Annotated in this window: 22 protein-coding genes and 2 tRNA genes; 12 read left to right on the top strand and 12 right to left on the bottom strand. The window is 36.1% G+C overall.

What is annotated here, in order from left to right:
• From ABDH28_06475 to fliW, 4 genes are all read right to left on the bottom strand, one after another.
• On the bottom strand, positions 1 to 296 hold a 296-nt coding region (locus ABDH28_06475), incomplete at its 3' end, for a hypothetical protein (GenBank protein MEN2998660.1).
• Between the two features lie 29 nt (positions 297 to 325).
• Positions 326 to 410, bottom strand: a tRNA-Leu gene (locus ABDH28_06470).
• Between the two features lie 123 nt (positions 411 to 533).
• Positions 534 to 782, bottom strand: a complete 249-nt coding sequence (gene csrA / locus ABDH28_06465; protein MEN2998659.1) for a carbon storage regulator CsrA — start codon at positions 780 to 782, stop codon at positions 534 to 536.
• Between the two features lie 9 nt (positions 783 to 791).
• Complete coding sequence (gene fliW / locus ABDH28_06460) at positions 792 to 1,229, bottom strand: flagellar assembly protein FliW (GenBank protein ID MEN2998658.1); 438 nt, start codon at positions 1,227 to 1,229, stop codon at positions 792 to 794.
• Positions 1,230 to 1,412: 183 nt separating this feature from the next.
• Between fliW and ABDH28_06455 the strand changes: the two genes are divergently transcribed.
• Both ABDH28_06455 and scpB read left to right on the top strand, forming a co-directional pair.
• Entirely contained in the window at positions 1,413 to 1,649 is a 237-nt protein-coding gene (locus ABDH28_06455) for an acyl carrier protein (protein ID MEN2998657.1), read from the top strand.
• Positions 1,650 to 1,686: 37 nt separating this feature from the next.
• Positions 1,687 to 2,214, top strand: a complete 528-nt coding sequence (gene scpB, locus ABDH28_06450; protein ID MEN2998656.1) for an SMC-Scp complex subunit ScpB — start codon at positions 1,687 to 1,689, stop codon at positions 2,212 to 2,214.
• Between the two features lie 11 nt (positions 2,215 to 2,225).
• Here the strand turns inward: scpB and ABDH28_06445 are convergent, their stop codons facing one another.
• From ABDH28_06445 to thiS, 3 genes are all read right to left on the bottom strand, one after another.
• Positions 2,226 to 3,407, bottom strand: coding sequence for a pyridoxal phosphate-dependent aminotransferase (locus ABDH28_06445; protein MEN2998655.1), 1,182 nt, complete (start codon positions 3,405 to 3,407; stop codon positions 2,226 to 2,228).
• A gap of 90 nt (positions 3,408 to 3,497) precedes the next feature.
• Entirely contained in the window at positions 3,498 to 4,277 is a 780-nt protein-coding gene (locus tag ABDH28_06440; protein MEN2998654.1) for a thiazole synthase, read from the bottom strand.
• Positions 4,274 to 4,471, bottom strand: a complete 198-nt coding sequence (thiS, locus tag ABDH28_06435) for a sulfur carrier protein ThiS (GenBank protein MEN2998653.1) — start codon at positions 4,469 to 4,471, stop codon at positions 4,274 to 4,276. The genes ABDH28_06440 and thiS overlap by 4 nt, the downstream gene beginning before the upstream one ends.
• A gap of 542 nt (positions 4,472 to 5,013) precedes the next feature.
• On the opposite strand from thiS, the gene coaBC reads away from it, so the two are divergent.
• Both coaBC and ABDH28_06425 read left to right on the top strand, forming a co-directional pair.
• Entirely contained in the window at positions 5,014 to 6,219 is a 1,206-nt protein-coding gene (gene coaBC / locus ABDH28_06430; protein MEN2998652.1) for a bifunctional phosphopantothenoylcysteine decarboxylase/phosphopantothenate--cysteine ligase CoaBC, read from the top strand.
• Positions 6,220 to 6,553: 334 nt separating this feature from the next.
• Positions 6,554 to 7,072 (top strand): thermonuclease family protein, encoded by a 519-nt coding sequence (locus ABDH28_06425; protein MEN2998651.1) that lies wholly within the window; start codon positions 6,554 to 6,556, stop codon positions 7,070 to 7,072.
• 3 nt (positions 7,073 to 7,075) lie between these two features.
• Here ABDH28_06425 and rodA read toward each other — a convergent pair whose 3' ends face one another.
• Genes rodA through ABDH28_06410 form a run of 3 tightly spaced genes read right to left on the bottom strand, consistent with a single transcriptional unit; the run spans position 7,076 to position 10,411 of the window.
• Complete coding sequence (gene rodA, locus ABDH28_06420) at positions 7,076 to 8,383, bottom strand: rod shape-determining protein RodA (protein ID MEN2998650.1); 1,308 nt, start codon at positions 8,381 to 8,383, stop codon at positions 7,076 to 7,078.
• Between the two features lie 27 nt (positions 8,384 to 8,410).
• A complete protein-coding gene (locus tag ABDH28_06415; GenBank protein MEN2998649.1) occupies positions 8,411 to 9,220 on the bottom strand; it encodes a hypothetical protein in 810 nt (269 codons plus the stop codon).
• 3 nt (positions 9,221 to 9,223) lie between these two features.
• Positions 9,224 to 10,411, bottom strand: coding sequence for a PilZ domain-containing protein (locus ABDH28_06410; protein MEN2998648.1), 1,188 nt, complete (start codon positions 10,409 to 10,411; stop codon positions 9,224 to 9,226).
• A 234-nt stretch (positions 10,412 to 10,645) separates the two neighbouring features.
• Here ABDH28_06410 and ABDH28_06405 point away from each other — a divergent pair, with 234 nt between their 5' ends.
• From ABDH28_06405 to ABDH28_06375, 7 genes are all read left to right on the top strand, one after another.
• On the top strand, positions 10,646 to 11,140 hold the full coding sequence (locus tag ABDH28_06405) for a sigma-70 family RNA polymerase sigma factor (GenBank protein ID MEN2998647.1): 495 nt from the start codon (positions 10,646 to 10,648) through the stop codon (positions 11,138 to 11,140).
• Positions 11,130 to 11,711 (top strand): hypothetical protein, encoded by a 582-nt coding sequence (locus tag ABDH28_06400; GenBank protein MEN2998646.1) that lies wholly within the window; start codon positions 11,130 to 11,132, stop codon positions 11,709 to 11,711. The genes ABDH28_06405 and ABDH28_06400 overlap by 11 nt, the downstream gene beginning before the upstream one ends.
• A gap of 95 nt (positions 11,712 to 11,806) precedes the next feature.
• Complete coding sequence (locus ABDH28_06395; GenBank protein ID MEN2998645.1) at positions 11,807 to 12,325, top strand: Spy/CpxP family protein refolding chaperone; 519 nt, start codon at positions 11,807 to 11,809, stop codon at positions 12,323 to 12,325.
• Between the two features lie 259 nt (positions 12,326 to 12,584).
• Positions 12,585 to 13,049 carry a dUTP diphosphatase gene (dut, locus tag ABDH28_06390; protein ID MEN2998644.1) on the top strand — a complete coding sequence of 155 codons (465 nt, stop codon included), beginning with the start codon at positions 12,585 to 12,587 and terminating at the stop codon, positions 13,047 to 13,049.
• A complete protein-coding gene (locus ABDH28_06385) occupies positions 12,994 to 14,349 on the top strand; it encodes a hypothetical protein (protein MEN2998643.1) in 1,356 nt (451 codons plus the stop codon). The genes dut and ABDH28_06385 overlap by 56 nt, the downstream gene beginning before the upstream one ends.
• A 106-nt stretch (positions 14,350 to 14,455) precedes the next feature.
• A complete protein-coding gene (gene lysS, locus ABDH28_06380; protein ID MEN2998642.1) occupies positions 14,456 to 16,192 on the top strand; it encodes a lysine--tRNA ligase in 1,737 nt (578 codons plus the stop codon).
• Positions 16,189 to 16,824 carry a hypothetical protein gene (locus ABDH28_06375; protein ID MEN2998641.1) on the top strand — a complete coding sequence of 212 codons (636 nt, stop codon included), beginning with the start codon at positions 16,189 to 16,191 and terminating at the stop codon, positions 16,822 to 16,824. Before lysS ends, ABDH28_06375 begins: the two co-directional genes overlap by 4 nt.
• A gap of 272 nt (positions 16,825 to 17,096) precedes the next feature.
• Here the strand turns inward: ABDH28_06375 and ABDH28_06370 are convergent.
• Both ABDH28_06370 and ABDH28_06365 read right to left on the bottom strand, forming a co-directional pair.
• Positions 17,097 to 17,170: transfer RNA gene (locus ABDH28_06370), tRNA-Cys, on the bottom strand.
• A gap of 62 nt (positions 17,171 to 17,232) precedes the next feature.
• A complete protein-coding gene (locus ABDH28_06365; GenBank protein ID MEN2998640.1) occupies positions 17,233 to 17,355 on the bottom strand; it encodes a hypothetical protein in 123 nt (40 codons plus the stop codon).
• A gap of 20 nt (positions 17,356 to 17,375) precedes the next feature.
• Here ABDH28_06365 and ABDH28_06360 point away from each other — a divergent pair, with 20 nt between their 5' ends.
• Entirely contained in the window at positions 17,376 to 18,659 is a 1,284-nt protein-coding gene (locus ABDH28_06360; GenBank protein ID MEN2998639.1) for an O-antigen ligase family protein, read from the top strand.
• Positions 18,660 to 18,825: the final 166 nt, after the last annotated feature.

The raw sequence follows: 18,825 nt of genomic DNA, 5'->3' as shown, positions 1-18,825 counted from the left end.
ATAACAACAGAAATATTATAAGTACTTTTAAAAGAAATTCCAGCTAGGACTATGAAAGCAAGCACCGTAGCAATTGAAAGGAGCTCCACAACCTGCAAGTAAATAATACTTCCTAAAAAAAAAGAAACAAAATTGAAAGTTGAAGAAATAAATGAAGCTGAAACGGTAATAAACGAAAGTCTTCTAAATTCCTTCATTAGCATAGAGTAAAGGTAGTTGCTAACTAGAGAGTGTAAGAAAATAAAAGCAGTTACACCGTATGTTACCGAAATTAATGAAATCTCCAATGGATGCATGTAGCATCACTATGATGTATATATCACTTTGCCGGGAACGGGACTTGAACCCGTACACCCGCAAAGGGTATGGGATCCTGAATCCCACGCGTCTGCCAATTCCGCCATCCCGGCAAACCCTTCAACAGGCTAAAAATACCAACTCACAATACCTACTCAACAACAAAACTTAAGCTACCTTTCACTCACCTACACAGTGTTTTCTAATATCCTCCAATCCACTTAGTGTACGACTCCTCACAGATTACTTTCTCCTCTTGCCTCCCTAACCTTACCTAGAATTATATCCTTAAGATTCTTAGAGCTAGCAACCGCCCTTATATTAGCTTTCTGGATTTCCTCCAAAATCTCTTTTCTATATATTTTCAACTCCGGAGGAGCAGAAATTCCAATTTTTACAGTATCTCCCTTTATTGAGAGTATCTTCACCTCAATGTTATCACCTATTATTATGCTCTGTTCCTCCTTTCTTGACAAAACCAACATCTACTCCCCCTACTTGACCCCAACCTTAGATGTTATATCATAATCCGTAGGATAGTCGTTTATCTTTGAAACAGCTTGAACTCCCCTATTGTTCTTAGTATTCACTATAACCGGCCCCAAAAGATTAGCAGTAACCTTCTGCTCTTCAAGATTAACATTGAGGATAACAAAAACCATTAGATCCTCACTTTTCTCCGCATATATACCCCTAAGATCATCTTCATAAACATCAAGGATATAGTCAGGTTTAAAAACATACGGATTAGCTACCAAAAAACACAGATCCGTATTTTCTATTGACTGCATCCAGTATACAAAAGAATCCTTCTCAAACTCTATGAAAACATACCTCTTATACTCCTCAAAACCTATAAGCCCCTTCTCAAATGTAACAACGTGTTCCTCTTCTATCTCTATTTCACCAAAATGCTTAGAAAGAACCTTCATACCTCAAAACCTTCTAAAAGTATATATAAACAAAAAGCAACTTTCAAAAACCACTCAAATAAACAAAACATAAAATCTTGTTTATTCACCCAACGGAAATTGGAACTTATTGCGGAGTGTTGGTTTAATTGACTGACAAGTTAGACAATATTTATAATAACGCAAAACTTTAAGGAGGATCGTATGGCTGATATTTTTGAAAAAGTAAAAGATTTGATCGTTGATCAACTCGGAATTGACGCGTCAAAGGTCACTCCCGAAGCTTCATTTATTGAGGATCTTGGCGCAGACTCCATTGATATAGTTGAGCTAATAATGGCTCTTGAAGAAGAATTTGGTATAACAATTTCGGATGAGGATGCACAGAAAATAAGAACCGTTGGTGACGCTGTAAAGTATATAGAAGATCACTCAAAGTAATATACTTCGGGGCTTATGCCCCAAACCAACTTTTGTAATGAATCCTGAAGGACTTGTAGAATCAGTCCTATTTTTAAGCGGTAAAAAGGTAAAAAAAGAATTTCTAGACTCCTTACTAAAAAAGCACTTTGGAGTTGCTGATATAGAAAACACTATAAGGAATCTAAACACTCGCTATCAAAATCTACACTCAGGTTTAGAAATAATATCAACTGATAACTACGTTGAAATGGTGACATCAAAGCTTTACCACAACATTCTAAAGGAAATCTTCCCTCCACAAGACGATGACACTGAATTGACAGATGCTCTGCTTGAAACTCTAACGATAATAGCTTACAAACAGCCCATTGAGAAAACGGAAATAGACAGAATAAGAGGTGTTTCCTCAAGTAGAGCAATATCAACCCTTCTGGAAAAAGGATTTATAAAGCCTGTAAGCAATTCTAACATCTCTGATAGAATTAGCTACATTACCACAGATAGATTTTTAGATTACTTTGGTATAAAGAGCATCTCTGAACTACCTGATATTGAGGAAATAAAATCTTCCTTATCAAAGTGAATACTAACAAGCTAAAGCGAGTTAATAAATTCCTTCAATCTCCTTATTCCTTCCTTTATTGAGTCCATACTAGCGGAAAAAGAAAGCCTTACAAACTTATCATCACCAAAGGCTATTCCGGGAACAACTGATAGAAGCTTTTTCTCTAAAAGTTCCGAACAAAAAGTCACAGAGTTTTTGATCTTGTCGTTAAAACACTTTGAAACATCTATGAAGTAATAGAACGCTCCCTGAGGAACAAAAATTCTTATCTTATTTTCTGACATAAGCTCATCTCTTATGTAATTTCTTCTTGCCGTAAACTCCCTCTGAATCACAGAAACATCTTCCTCATAATGCTCAAGAAAACCTAGTAACGCATACTGCACAATAGAGGAAGTTCCAGAAGATATATGACTCTGGATAGAATCCATAGCACTGACAATCTCTTCTGAGGCACAAACATATCCTATCCTCCAACCAGTTATTGAATGAGACTTTGAAAATCCATTTACTGTTATGGTCACCTCTTTAGCATCGGGGGAAAGCGATGCCAAGCTTACGAACTTACCTTCATACACATAGTTCTCGTATATCTCATCGGAAATTATATAAAACCTCTTCCGAATTGCTAAGCTTAGTAACTTTTCAAGTATATCCTGAGGATATAGAGCACCAGTAGGATTACACGGACTGTTTACGATTATAGCCTTCGTTTTAGGTCCTATGAGTTGCTCAAGTTCCTTCAAACTAGGAATGAAACCATCATCTATTCTTGTTTCAAGAATAACAGGCTTTGCACCCACTAACTTTATCTGCTCAACGTAGCTTACCCAGTAAGGAGAAATCAATATAACCTCATCTCCCTCGTTACACACAGATGCTAGGGCCAAGTAGATAGCCTGCTTCGCACCTATGGATATTACAACATTTTTGTAAGAATAGTCAACGTTGTTATACTTTCTATACTTCTCCGCAATTTCCTTCCTCAGCTCAGTTATTCCCGCAGTAGGCTTATAAGTGTTTGAGCCGTTTATTCTGATACATTTCTCAAGATTCTTAAGGACCCACTCAGGAACAGGCAGATCAGACTCTCCCGCCGTCAGGTTTATTACATCCAGACCCTTAGATATCAGTTCTTTCGTTTTTGCACCAATTGATAGAGTAGGCGAAGGCTCTATTTCTATAGCTCTTTTTGACAGAGAAAAACTCATCTTCCCCCCCTAGCTTTAGAAAATTTTAAATGAGGGTAGACAACAATTCAAAATAACTCCAGAAACCGTAAGATCACAAATCCCTCAAACCTACTTTCTCAAAAAACCCGTTAGATACTCATCCACTGGAGATGAAGGCTCTGCAAAAGTTTTTTCCAGTGGCAAACCTATTAGGAAAGCTTCCCTTCCAGCTTGAATTGCTTTCGCAAAAGCTACTGCCATCCCAACAGGATCTTTTGCAGTCGCTATAGCAGTATTTACTAATACTGCATCTACTCCTATCTCCATAGCCTCAGCAGCATGAGAAGGTCTTCCAATCCCAGCATCAACAATAACCGGAACATCAAGTTCATTTTTCAACATTTCAATAAAATACCTTGTAAGCAAACCTTTGTTGGTTCCAATAGGTGCTCCAAGAGGCATTATACAGACTGCCCCAGCTTGCACCATATACCTAGCAGACACTAAGTCTGGCATAACATAAGGAAAAGGCTTAAACCCCTCATTTGCTAAAAGTTCACATGCTCTTATAACTTCCCTATTATCCGGCATCAAATACTTAGTATCAGGTATTATTTCAACTTTCACAAGATCACTCCCTAGAAGTTCCCTTCCTATCCTTGCTATCTTCAGCGCCTCTTCAGAATTCCTCGCTCCCGAAGTATTCACCAACACCTTTACCCCCTTAGGAATATAATCCTTAAGCGGTTTTTGGATACCGTCTTTCGCCCTCCTAACCGCCACTGTAACCATCTCACATCCCGTCTTCTCCACTATATCAGGAATATAGGCATAATCACTAAACTTACCTGTGCCTATTATTAACCTACTCTTCAACCTCAATCCCGCTATCAGCAACTCGTCCATCAACCTCCCCCCATTATGGTCAGTATCTCAATATCATCATTCTCTTTAAGAGTAATCTCCGCTACCCTACTTTTAGGAATAATCTCATTATTGACCACCACAACATACCTATTCACATCAAATCCTAACTCTTCAACCAGCTCTCTCAAATTTGTAACACCAACTTCCCGCTCCTGACCATTTACTATCACCTTCATCAGGTAAATTTAACTAAACTTATCAACTTTTTCAAGTTCTCACCCGAGGCAACAATAAAGCTTACTCTCATCAAGTAGACAGAAATTTTACTACCCTCTCCAATTGATCCCGATTGTCAACGCAAACTTTCCGAAACTATCTTAGAAACAAGCACATCTTCCACTTCCATCACAGTTACTAGAAACTAGATAAGCTCTCACACAGCAAGAGAAGTAATCAGGTAAAGCCAGTTCCCAATCACTTGCTAACAAAACTAAACTTCAATGCAACTAAACAACAAATTACAATTTCCATCAGGTGAGTAGATGAGTTTAACCTTTGTCCACCTACATTATTTGGTTCTGGACAGCGTCTATCAATCACAGAACTTCACCTTATACCAAGTCTCTCGGGTACTTATCAAGAAGGGTGTTCACTTAGCTCCAACAGAGACCACGAGAACAGTAAAAAGAAAGGTTACATCCTAGGCGCAGATTTTGGAACTTATTGAAGATAAAAAATTAAGTAGAGATTTAGGTAGATGGAATATTAAATTTTTTCTATGAGGATAGTCATAGGTGTCACAAGTAGCGTAAGCATATACAAAGTGCTGAATGTGATAAGGGGGCTTATAAAAAGAGGTAATGAAGTCAAAGTAGTTATGAGTCACAATGCTACAAAACTCATCTCTCCATTGCTTTTTCAAACTATATCCCAAAACAAGGTATATGTTGACAATTTCAACAATGACGATCCTTTAATCCATATAACTTTAGCAAAATGGGGAGATGTCTTTGTAGTTGTGCCTGCTACTGCCAATATCATAGGCAAAATTGCAAATGGTATAGCCGATGATCTAGTCAGCACTATCGCATTAGCTTTTCCTTACTCCAAAAAGAGAATGATAGTTCCCGCAATGAATAAAGAAATGTGGATAAATCCTATAAACCAGAAAAACATAACAAAACTTAAAGAATACAACTGGGACATTGTAGAACCTGAGGAAGGACTCTTTGCTTCACCTCTAGAAGGCAAAGGGAAAGGAAGACTACCAAACGAGAAGACAATAGTATACTCTATACTAAGAAAAAACAACGGTATTTTAAAAGATAAGAAAGTAATAGTAACTGCTGGAGCTACAAAGGAATACATTGATAATGTAAGATTTATATCTAACGACTCATCGGGCCTTATGGGGCTATCATTGGCTCTAGTCTCCTATTTAGAGGGAGCAGATGTTTGCTTAATATATGGCGAGATGAAATATACTCCTCCTAAATTCATAAAATCTATCAAAGTTGTCTCCACTCATGATATGCTGGAGCAGGTGGAAAAGGAATTTATAAACTCCGACATTCTTCTTATGCCTGCTGCAGTATCAGACTTCAAACCTAGTAAGAAATTCTCAGGAAAACTTTCAAAGGACCAATTACTAGAAATAAAGTTAGAAAAAACCCCAGATATACTAAAGGAAATCTCAAAGAAGAAAAAAAGACATCAAATAGTAATAGGATTTGCATTAACAAGCAATAAAGCCGAAGAATACGCTATTGCAAAAATGAGGGAAAAAAAGCTTGACTTCGTAGTAGCAAATCAATTGGAATTGAAAGATGGCAAAATAACTTTCAACCCAATGGGAAGTAGGACAAACAAAGTAACCATCTTCAGTAAAGATGGTAGTAGAGTAGAATTTGAGGGAAGCAAGCTCAAAGTCGCAAGATCAATCATAGAGTACATTTCCAAAAATATAGAAACACAGTCTAGCTAGCATTCCTAACTAGTAGCCTCTAGCAAGATTCTTGAAATACTCAAGCACTCATTCCTGGAACCGGTCAATAAATTCCAATTTCCGCCAGGCAAGTAGATAAGGTTCAACCTTTTGTTTACTTACACTCTTTGGTTCTAGATAGTAGTCCATCAATCACAGAATTTCACCCTATGCCAACTCTCCTAAGTGTTTATTGAAAGAGTATTTACCCAGTCCCGTCAGGGACTGCGAGAATAGTAAAAGAAAAACTACATCCTAGTTACAAATTTTGGAATTTGTTGGGAACCGGTATCTAAATTTGTAAAGCATCCGCAGTAGTAGTTAAAATACGGTTATGAGAAAGTTAGTTTGGATATTAGTAGCTATTTTTATCTTCATTTCTTGTGCACTATCTGGAGTCACCATAACTGGTAAAGTCGTAGATGTTGATGACGGTGACACCGTTACAGTTAAAGCAAATGATGGGTATTACAAGGTCAGACTTTTGAGTATAGACACTCCTGAAACGAGAAGAAATGCAAAGTTCAAGAAGGATACAACTAAAGTTTACATTAACGGTGAGTTCAATGTTTTTATTAGGGTTCCCCCCAGTGAATTGTTAAGAATAGGAGAAACAGCAAAGTGGAAACTGCATAGTTTAGTATACAACAAAGTTGTTAAAGTTGAGATAGAGGGGGTTGATAGATACAAAAGAAATTTAGGATGGTTATGGCTGGATGACGTACTCATAAACGAGTATATGGTTGCTAACGGGTTAGCAAGACCATATATGGTAAAGGGTAAATACGCCTGGAGAATAAGACAGGCAGAAAGCAAAGCTAAGAAGAACAAAATAGGTATATACAGATACTAATTTTTAATACATAATGAATCTCTCTCTATAGATATTGTTGACAATTCCAATGAGAGCTAAGTTTGTTATTATTGAAGAACCACCATAGGAAACGAACGGTAAAGGTAAACCTGTTACTGGTGCAAGTCCCAATACCATCAGCATATTTATTGTGAAATTTATAAGAATCACTATAGTTACTCCACACAACAGAAAGTAAGACTTCATATTCTCCGCATTGCTTATTAGCCAAAGCAATCGTATAAAAAGTATTACAAACAATGTTATTACCACCCCTACTCCAATGAAACCCCACTCCTCCCCAAGGACTGAGAAAGCAAAGTCCGTATGTCTTTCAGGTAGTATATTGAGTTTGTTCTGAGAACCATTTAGAAACCCTTTGCCGGTAATTCCTCCAGAACCTATGGCTATCTCTGATTGAATCACATTATACCCAGCCCCAAGCCTATCAACTTCAGGACTAAAAAATACCATCAACCTATTTTTCTGATAAGGTTTTAGCGTGTTATAAGCAATATTGCCTAACAAAAATGCTAAAGAGAATAGGAATAACAAAATTCCCAAAATCAATCTAGTCTTCTCTCTTACAACTCTTGATACTACAAATGATACAAGGAAAATAAAAATAGACGAAAACAACAAAGCGTAAGCAAATTCTCTAGAAATCAATACACTCACAGTCTTTGACACCCTTTCAATCACTCCCATCTTGAGCAAAAAGTCTATATATGCGTTTAAAAAGGGGAAGAAAGCCAAAGAGAATCCCAAAAAAAGTAAAAGTAACAAGTATTTTGCATTTATTCCAGCAATCATAGAAAAAAGTAGGAAATACAAAAAATACGATATAGCCATCCCCAAATCCGGTTGGAGAAGAATCACACCAACAGGCAAGATGAAAATCATGGCAAGAACAACAACTGTTGACAATTTTTTAGGGTTAATTCCTTCAGCTGAAAGATATTTGGTTGCAAGTAGGAGCACACCAACCTTCAGAAACTCTGATGGTTGTATACCCATTCCAGCTATATTTAACCAGCTTTTCGTTCCTCTTATCTCCTTACCAATAAAAAGCGTTAATGCCGTGAGTATCAAGAAGACGATATATATAGGAATTGCCCAGCTCACAAGAACCTCGTATTTCGTGAAAAATAGAACTATCATCAAAGAAAATCCTACCACTACCCATATCACCTGCTTCAAGAAAATAGACCTATCAGAATAAAAGCTAGCACTATAAAGGTTCACAAGTCCTATAACCACAAGTAGTAACACTACCGACAAGATTACCTTATCAAACGGAATTCTGACCATGTTCCTCTTACTCCAGAATAAGTGTCCTTAAAACTTTTTCTTCTCTTTTGCTTTAAGATCCTCTTCCATCTTTTGAGACCATTTTTCTATGATTTTCTTTATTTCCTTTGACTCATCATAATACCCAAGAACATTGTTCATCCTCATTATCGCCTTAAGAAACTCTTGTGCCTTCCTCATATCAGAAACCTCATGTCCAGATACCTCATATTTCTCCCTATATTCATCAGCAGACCTCTTCAACAGATCTTTAGCGTAGTTAATTAGCTCAGTATAATATCTGTAGTTAGAACTAGTCGGATCCATACTCATATACTCTTTAAAGTTTATAGAATTTTTCACCACAACTGCAAATTTCCCAAACATCTCAAGAATCTTATATCTCCACTTACCTCCCTCCAATTCCTCCGAAAGCACCTTCAATGCATTTTCCATTTTTTTAAGAAGATAAAGCTTTCTGTAAGGGTTCATTCTTTCAGTGCCACTAAGCCTCTCACTTATTTCGTTAAGATCGCCATCAAGAGTATCGCTGACCAGCTTTTCAAGAGTTGCAATAGCATTATATATAGCTTTTCTGGAGTTTTCAAGAAGCTCATCCTGCTTCAAATCCATTAAATGCATACTAAGCCTATTCATCTTTATGTAGTTTAGAGCTATATCTACGTAGTAGTTTGCAACTAAAAAATGCCTATACTTTCCAATTGATGTATTACCACGCAATGCATTAACTTCTATCTCCTGAATCTTCCTTCTTATTCTCTCTATCTCCTCTTTCAACGGTTGTGATAGTCGTTGATAAACTTCTTTCTTTTCCTTTTCAATTCGCTTTATAGCCATACACTACCCCCTATTCTTATCTACAAAACTACTTATTACAATTTCGTCAGTCTTATCTAAATCCTCAAACTGTATAGCTGAGAAGAGTTTACTACCCTCAGTTTCAACTCTCAGCACTCTTCCCTTAACTACTATTGTCCTATTGTCATCAAACTTTATGCTTATCTTCACCCTTGTGCCTACATCTAGAAATTTTGCAAGATACTGCTCAATCTCTACTTTTAGTCCTCCCACACTTATATCATGTACAGGCAATGGAAACTCTGAAGAAGAAGTAAGTGAGAAAAGTTTATACTTCGCCAACGCTTCTGAGGTAATATCAGCAAGAGACTGGACATAGAACACATCCCTTAGGGATAAGGATCTACCTGTCTTATTCAGAAGACTCGCAACCCTAATATGTCCAACTACATTTTCAAATAAGAAGATTGGAGCATAAATTATGCTTTTTATATTACTCTTTTGGAAAAACGATATAAACTTCTTTATCTCTTCATCCACTTTCTCTCCTGGCCACTTTAGATCTTCCATAAACTTACCAAAAGCTATAGCTTCTTCCCCGAGATACTTTTTAAAATAAGACGCTTCTTCTTGAGTATTTTCTATAAGAATTGGCTTTTTATACTTCGTCAGAATAATCACTGGAAGCGGTAAACTCTCACCTTGTTTGTGTAAAAAGAGCTCACCTATATCAGACACATTGTTAAGCTCATCTTGCACCATCTTTATCACCGATGGAATATCAGGTACATCTTTGGAAACTTCTCTAAATATTGCTCCAAGCCTAGATGGCATAGAAAATGCCCTATTTTTCAGATCTTGAGACAAATCCTTTATGATGTTTATGTTGCAAAAAACTTTACCATAGCAATAACTCCTCTCATACTTCCTAACAGCCCATATTTCCAATTGCGAAGGAATGAGCACCATAACTTCCTTTGACAAAATTTTTACAACATCTCCCTTGAAATGATACGGCTCCTTATTCAGCTCAAAAGACAAATCTAAAGATTTGATATTCGGTGGCAACTCAGATTCAGTCTTTATCGTCAAAGTATACTCGGAAATATCAGAAATCTTACCAGTTACCTTACTGTTGTCAAAAATTATAGTGAGTCTTATGTCATACAATTTGCATAACCTCAGAATTGATATTATCTCACCATACTCAAGAATTACTCTATTAGCCATAAACTACACTTAATATTATAGCAGGACAAAGAAAAATTCTCAACACTTTTGACACTGAAGTTTGAAAACTCTGTCCATCTAAAACCTTCTCCCCAAACCCAGGCTAACTTCAACATTCACCACATCTATTCATCCAATCCTACTTCTAACCCCCAACACAATTACTACTCCCATCCTTCTCCAACCTTCCCACACTTTGTAACCTACCCTGAATAGAAATTATCATTATTTTAAATGGAGGATAAAGAATTCTTCTCCTCTCTGTTTGAAGAGGTTAAAGATATGCTAGTAGGCTATTTCCTAGCCAATGGGGTTCACAATAACAATGTATTTGACCTCTTAAATGAGACTTTTCTTCTTGCCTGGAAATATAGAAATAGCCTAAAGGAGAAGAGTAAAGCAAAAAACTGGCTATTTAGCATAGCAAAAAATGTCCTAAAGACACACAAAAATATCTTAAAAAAACATAGAAAAATCATAACCTCTTTAGATGATAATATCACAACACACCAAAATGGCAACCATCAAGAAGATATTGAATTTGCACTAAGTATTATAAATAAACTCCCACAACCTTACAGAGATGTATTTATTCTCTTCTATATTGACGAAAAAAGTATAAAAGAAATATCCGAAATTCTTGGCATTTCGGAAACAAACTGCAAGGTTAGACTGTTTAGAGCAAGAGAAAAAATCAAAAGTTTATTGGAAGATCCCAATGAAACATAAAGAATTCAAAAAGAAAATAACCGAACATCTTCTAGATAAAGTTTCTACCTCCAATGAAATACAGGACCATCTATCAAAATGTGAAGATTGCAAAAACTACTTTTTAAAGTCACAAAAATTCTTGGAAGGACTGAACAAAATAAAATTACAAGGGAAAATCATCTCAAAGAAGTTCAAACTACCACTTAATTTTCAAAATATACCAACTCCAGCACCTAAATATATGATGATATTCAAAAACCTTAAACCTATTACCCTAAGCATTCTTATGCTGACCATAATTGTCGCAATTGTATTACAAATATTCTCAATCAAAAGTTTATACCAAAAAACAAAAAATGAGTCCACAGTAGTCTTAAATAAAAACTACTCTAACAATATCTACCCATACCTTGAATCATATTACCGGTATTTCGTCTCGGTTGAAACTAATGATCCAGAAATTCCCCTAGGGGAAGAAATAAGATCTATCATCCTTAGTTACCAAGACCAAGATAACCCCGAAGGCATCGGAGATCAAGAAAACACTGACTTCTATAGATTATACTACTCTTTCCTTCTGGACAAATAGAACTACTTCTTATCCTACATAAGTTCTTTCAGAGAGTTATAGCAAATGTAACCTTAAGTGTTTCTAATGTATCTATATTAAGAAAGGAGGAATTTATGAAAGCCTACAAAATGATACTCAGGTTTTTTACAATAGTAGCAATTCTCTTTCTACATCTTCAAGGATTTTCTGAACCCTTTATTCACAAAGGGCTAGAAGAAGAATTGAACGAGTGGAAACGTTTTGACAAATATAGAGAAGGAAAACCTCTTTTTGCTATCCTAGAACATAAACTTATGAAAATACTTCTATTTGCAAAAGAACTAAATCTTTCCCAAGAACAACAAGATAAGATATTTAACGTAATCATACAAACCAAGCAGAAAAATGATCCTCTCTCAACAGATATCCTGAAACTGAAATACGAAATTCTGAAGGAAATGTCAAAAACCCAACCTGATTTTAACAAGATAAAGTCTCTAAATTCACAGATTACCAAACTAACAAGTGAGTTTGAACTTAACATCAAAAACTCGCTGGTTGAGATTTTGTCAATTTTCACTCCTGAACAAAGAGAAAAACTAGATAAGCTTTTGCCTAGAAAACGAATCAACAAAAACCTTCCTTCAAGATAAGAAAACTTTGCTTTACACCACAAAATTACCTACAGTCAAGAACAGTCTAGAAGCAAAATGTTTTAAAACTAAAAATTTAACTTCTACAATGCTACTTTACATCAGGTTTCAAGTGTTTATTGAGAATGTTCATCTAGCCCCAGCAAGAAGTGTGAGAGAAATAAAAGAAAGACTGTATTCAATCGTTAAATCTTGAAATCCACTAGAACTTCTCTAATTTTCTTGAAAGAGCAAGTTTGCGGTAATTAACATTTTTCCTATGCTTGAACTGAAGGTAAAACTGCTCAAGAAGAACGCTACTCTACCGAAGTATCAAACTACACACTCAGCTGGACTAGATCTTTATGCTTGCACAGAAGAAGATATTGTCATCAATCCTAGAGAAATAAAGCTAATTCCCACAGGTATAAGCATAGAATTACCAGATGGATATGAAGCACAAATAAGACCCCGAAGCGGACTCGCGGTAAAATATGGCATAACAGTCCTAAATACCCCCGGAACAATTGATCCAGATTATAGAGGCGAAGTAATGGTGATAATAATAAACTTGGGTGATAAGCCATTCGTGGTGAAAAACCAAATGAGAATAGCTCAAATGGTAATATCCAAATTTGAAAGGGTAGATATAAAAGTTGTAGAAGAGTTATCACCTACCACAAGAGGAGATGGCGGATTTGGTTCAACAGGACTTACCGAAAATGATAAACAGAATAATCACTAAAATAAGAACTGATAGATTCTACTTAGATTCACTAATTCTAACACTATTCACTATCCTAGGTAACCTATTTGCCTTTCTAGTGAATATAATCTACACTTGGACCTTACCACCGGGACAGTATGGTGCAGTTATGTCCATAAATTCTCTGATCAATATCTTAGGAACAGTTGCAATAGCTTTCAGGATGTTTAATGTTAGAGAGACCACAGAGCTTGCATCAAAAGGTCTATACTCCAAAGCAATAAATGTTTCCTATAAGTTTGCACTCTATTCCTTTGCCTTTTTGATGATAACATTCATTCTATTAACTCCTCTCTACTCACACCTAATTTCCTTTATGAACGTAGACTACTTTCCCCTCTTAATAGCACTCATCATAATAGCACTCACATACCTAATCAATATCACTTCGTCTTTGTTTCAATCTCTGAAGATGTTCCTCTTCCTAGGAATAGTATCTTTCTCCTATCCTTTCATTAGATTTGTTCTCACTTACCCTTACATAAAGGTGTGGAATGGATATATTGGAGCAACAGCTTCAATGCTTGTTGGAATAATAGCATCCTTCGTCCTAACTTCTATCATTCTACTACTCAACAGAACAAATTACAATCAGTCTACTTCCAACAACAATGACGAAAAGATAGAGTTATCTTACTTTGTTCCCCTAATACCAATAGTTCTCATAAACCTATCATACAGCATTCTGAATTTCGGTGACGTAATTTTTTCAAGAAGGTATTTTAACGAAATAGCTACAGACATATTTGCTATAGCTTCCACCATAGCTAAGGCAAACTTATTTGTTATAATCCCAATATCCTACGTAGTCCTACCAAGAATGATTGAGGATCTATCAACAAGAGGCTATAGAGCTAGTGTTATCACTTTGTTTAAAGGGCTTGCACTAGCTATTGCATCAAGTTTAGCATACGCACTTTTTATATTTCTCTTTAGCGATATTATCCTTAAGATATTTGGTGAAAGATATCTGGAAGCCAAGCCGATACTGTTTCTTTTCACCATAGCTTTTATACCAATAGGAGTATCGTTCATTCTGATAAACTATAGCATAACCTTTAAAAACTGGTATTTTATTATACCTTTACTCATCGCTGACCTTGCACTTATTGGCGGTTTTATGATTTTCCACTCAACTTTTGAGGAGATGATTATGGTTGATCTTGTAGTAGGTTTACTTCTATTCATCTCACTAATCCTCCTTGTAACCTTCTCCAAAAAGCCTAAACCTCTAACACCAGAGGAAGTTACTGTCTCTGAGAAAATTACACAAGTATAACATTACTTTCTCTTGTCTTACTCAAAACCCGAGTAAAAGCTGGGCTCTAACTAGGAAAGTCCAGCAAAGGTTCTTTAAAATATTCTTCTACTCTGGGAGAAAAAATATGAGTGAAAGCTTGAAGAACATAAGAATTAACAAGATCCAAGATCTTGAGCGAATGAAAATAGAAGCCTACCCCTACAAATTTACTACCAACACCACCATAAAACAAACAAGAGAAAGATACGAACTTGACCCAAAAGAGATATCTGTTGGAGTGATAGGAAAGATTAAAAGAATCTCAAATACGGATGATGGGCTTATGATAAGACTTGAAGGCAATGAAAAGCAAATCACAGTCTATGTGAATAAAGAGTACGCTGGCGAATTTACAGAGAAAAAAAGTGGCGATGAGATTTTCATAAAAGGCAAGGTAAAAAGAGTGAATGATAACCTATCCATAGAATATGACCCAACTCTAGAGATACCCTTCCAAACTTCAATAGAAAGCATAGTAAACATGTTTGACATAGAGCCAAGCTATGAGGAAATATCAATAGCTGGTAGGATAGTAGCCATCAGAGACCAGGGAAAGGCAATATTTGCACATATAAGAGACATTGAGAGCAAAATACAGATCTACGTAAAGAAGGATATCGTCGGTGAGGATAAATTTAAACTGTTCAAGGATTTCGTTGATGTTGGAGATATAGTTGGAGTTAAGGGACGGATCTTTAGAACTAAAACTGGTGAACTTACAGTTGAAGTTGAACACTTTGAGATGCTATCAAAATGCCTTAATGAACTACCAGAAAAGTGGCACGGAGTGAAAGACCCTGAAGTAAGGTATAGACAAAGATACTTAGATCTTATCGCTAACCCTGAAATAGGTCAGATATTCACTAAAAGAGCGAAAATAATCAACAAGATAAGAGAATATTTTAACTCCAAGGGATTTTACGAAGTTGAAACTCCTATTTTAAGTCATATTGCAAGTGGAGCTTCAGCAAAGCCATTTACTACATACCACAACGCATTAGACCAGACCCTCTACCTAAGAATCGCCCCAGAACTCTTTCTCAAAAAACTTATTGTCGGCGGATTCACCAAGGTTTATGAAATCGGCAAAAATTTCAGAAACGAGGGAATAGACACTCAACACAATCCTGAGTTTACAATGATGGAGTTTTATGTAGCTTACTGGGATTATAATGACTTAATGACGTTTTCAGAAGAGTTTCTAAGCTGGCTTGTTGCTGAGATAAACGGAAGTCACAAAGTCAAGTTCGGAGAGTATGAAATAGACTTCACTCCTCCATTTAGAAGGATAAAGTATTTCGATTACCTCTACGAGCAAACAGGCAAAACCAAAGAATTCTTCCTAAATGAGGATAACACCAGAGACTTTGCAAGGAAGTTGGGGATAAAAGAAGATAAACTTACTTTTCCCAAGGTCATAGACAAAATATTCTCACACTTCTCCGAAGGCAAATTTATAAACCCAACATTTGTGACTGATTTTCCAAAAATCCTTTCACCTTTAGCCAAAACCCATCGTAGCGATCCGGACCTAGTTGAAAGATTTGAGCTTTTCGCTGGTGGACTTGAAATTTCAAATGCCTACACAGAGCTAAATGATCCTATTGATCAGAGAAAAAGATTTGAAGAACAACTCAAGCAAAGAGAACTAGGAGACGAAGAAGCACAGATGATGGACGAAGACTTTATCACTGCACTTGAATACGGACTACCACCTACTGCAGGACAAGGAATTGGAATTGATAGACTGGTAATGATACTAACAAACTCACCATCAATAAGGGAAGTCATCATCTTCCCAACACTCAGGCAAAAGCAATGAACGTAGTTATACTAGGAGCATCTGGCAAAGTTGGAAGATACCTCTACAAAGAAATACTTAAGAATAATTTACTACCACAAACAAAACACCTATTTCTGCAGTTTAACTCAAACAAAATAGAAGCACCACAAATTAACACTACCAAGAAAATTGATCTTCTTGAAATGAATATCCTAAGTGTAAAAAGCATCAAGAGATTTCTAGAAAAACTCCCCCAAAAGATAGATATTCTAATAAATCTGCTCTCAATCTTCGATGAAACTCCTTACCAAACTACCAACAAGAGGATCAGAATTACTATAAAAGCAAACTTCCTTAACCAAGTATCACTCCTTAGCAAAATACTGCCAAGAGTTATTGGCGGAACCGTGATACAGTTTTTTGACTATTGTGTGAAAAAGCCCTTCTCAGGAAAATACTTCTGGTATTCAGTCTCAAAAAATGCAATTTACATCTTTTACAAGCACTTTGAAGATTTCGCTAAAGCTTCTGGACAAAACTATAGACTGATCTACTTCCTTCCAAAGTATGTAAAAGAAACAGATTACGAGAAAATAAAGGATATAATCAATACCTTTAGTCAAAGCAACCCTTCCTCAGTTGAGGTTTACGAGATCTACACCTTCTTTTAACTCACGGCTTTTCAGTCTGAAACCTAACGAGATCCAAAATCTACAACCAAGTGTATCTCTTCTACCTTTTTCACAGTCTCTGTCAGAACGAAAGCTCTCTACAAAACTTAGATGATACTTGCAACAACCACCTGAGACTGAGAAAACTGAGTAAGTAGAAAGTTTGAGATCTCGTCCTTACCTAACAAAAACTGAACATTATTACTCAAAATCCCTAGAAGGGGCAAGAGAAGTAAGAAAAGTAAAGACTATATAAGAATGAAATAATAATAAGGGGATGGTCGGATTTGAACCGACGAATAGCGGTTTTGCAGACCGCCGCCTTAGGCCCCTTGGCTACATCCCCATTTTCTCTCTCTGGTATTTTAAATAATCATCTTCAGCTGTTTCAAAATCACAATGATGTGTTCAAAAATCAAAACAACAAAGTATTTCTAGGACAACTTCTTCAATTCTCACATAAAAGGTGAGAACTTCCATCAAGGTTATCATCTGCCTATTTTTTCTGTATGTAGCTTCTAGCACTATCACATAATTAAAATTATAAAAATATGAACCAAGCTGGAAACAAGGTCCTATCTATCACACTAGCATTAACCATATTTCTACTTCTAACCTCACAATTGGTACTAATTCCCATAATAGCACTTCTTACTTTATTTACCATAACCTCACTAAAGTTCAAACCGAACTTGTCAATAGAAGATCTTTTATTCTTCTTGTTTATAGGAGTCTCCACAATCTCTATTATTTTTGCAAAAAACAAAGAATTAGCAGTAGGTGGTGTTTTAGTTCTTGTTTTATACTACTTCGTGTTCAATCTCGGTAAAAACTGGCGATGGGAATATAGTGGAATATACTGGGGTGGATTAGTAGCAGTTATAATCCTTACCATCTTTGGAGCAATATTCTACCTATTTCCAGACTTAGCTCTATTCATTAGAGTAGAGAACATAAACCTAATAGAAATCCCATCTGCGAAATTTTTTTCACATAACTCGGTTTTAAGAAGCCCTTCTATCACTCCCAATCCTGTAATCTTCTCTTCCTCCGTTTTATACATAATCCCAGTCATCCTATCCTGGTTAATTACAAAACTCAATGACAAACCAATAGCTTTTTGGATATCCATATTGGCTCTTTCAATTATTGAAGTGATGGTTTTAGTTTTATCAAATTCTCGCAGTTTTCTAATTCTTGCTCCATTAGCAACATTAGCAGTTCTATACTTTTCTAGACAGCATAAAAGTATCTTTGTCTTTACGGTAGTATCAATATCCGTATTCGTAATCTTGCTAGGTTACATATCAAACTTTATAATTGAGAGAATAAAACTCATCTTTGAGTGGAAGGATTATACAAGTTTGTTCAACAGACTGGATGCCTACGGACTAGGTCTTAATCTGTTCCAAACTAACCCAATAGTTGGAATAGGACTTATAAACTTCAAAGAACATGTAGCCCCATATTTTGGCAATTATATCCACAACTTATATCTAAGTATTCTTGTTGAAACAGGAATTCTAGGGCTTACTGCATTCACAAGCTTACTAGCAGTGTCTCTACACAAAGCGATAAAAAACCTAGTAGCAAAGTTTGAAATAACTAAACTTGGTTACATGGTAAGCATATTCTCATTTTTGACTCACGGACTAATTGACAACACCCTCTATGTAGTTCCCTTAGGTTTACTATTTTGGTTGTTCCTAGGAATATCTATCCAAAGTTTGCCCAAGAAAGAAAGTGAAAGCTACAATTCCCAACGATGTCTCCAGAACAATAAGGAGTTCACACTTTCACCCAATAAATCAAACAACCTTGATACTTCTCAATAGATTCCAAAGTTCACAATTAGGAAGCAGTTTCTCTTTTCACTATTCTCGCAGTCCCTTTCGGGACTGGGTAAATACTCTTTCTGATAAACCACCAAGAGGATCGTTACGAAGTTTGGAATTTATTAGAATACTCCCTAGTTAAGTTGACTCTAGGAAACAATCTAGT

This window comes from Brevinematia bacterium, from assembly GCA_039630355.1.
Lineage (GTDB): Bacteria > Spirochaetota > Brevinematia > DTOW01 > DTOW01 > SKYB106.
Note: the sequence above shows the minus strand (reverse complement) of the source record. Positions and strands in the feature narration are given on the sequence as shown.